At 44.8% G+C, this 359-nt stretch carries 1 protein-coding gene; it reads right to left on the bottom strand.

Annotated features, from left to right (window positions below; translation table 11 throughout):
• The coding region (locus ACGF5R_RS24665; RefSeq protein WP_387693085.1) for a Lar family restriction alleviation protein at window positions 1-198 on the bottom strand (198 nt) is incomplete at its 3' end.
• Between the last annotated feature and the right edge of the window lie 161 nt (window positions 199-359).

The raw sequence follows: 359 nt of genomic DNA on the forward strand, positions 1-359 counted from the left end.
ATTTACTCTCTTATTCCAGACTCGAATAGCTGCCGATTCCGCTTCCTTGTAACTATTTTCCCATTTCGATAACGGACCATCTGTTCCGCAATTCCCGCAGTTAATCCAAGATACGTACTCATCCAATGAACCTCTATCCTCATAATCAGGACAAAGATCATTGCTTCCACAAAACGGACACGGCTTAAGTTCTGTCATGTTAAAAATCCTTCTTGTAAGGTTTGCGGGGCTTGTCTTCGTTGCGCTTAGCTCGTCGCTCGCCTTCAGCTTGATCGAGATGGAACAAGCAAAGGCCCTTTTGTTCGACATATACAGTGTTAGCTTTACCGTGGCGATTGAGGCGCAATATCAACTCTGTC

This window comes from Photorhabdus sp. RM71S, from assembly GCF_042879355.1.
In the GTDB taxonomy this organism is placed as follows: Bacteria; Pseudomonadota; Gammaproteobacteria; order Enterobacterales; family Enterobacteriaceae; genus Photorhabdus; species Photorhabdus kayaii.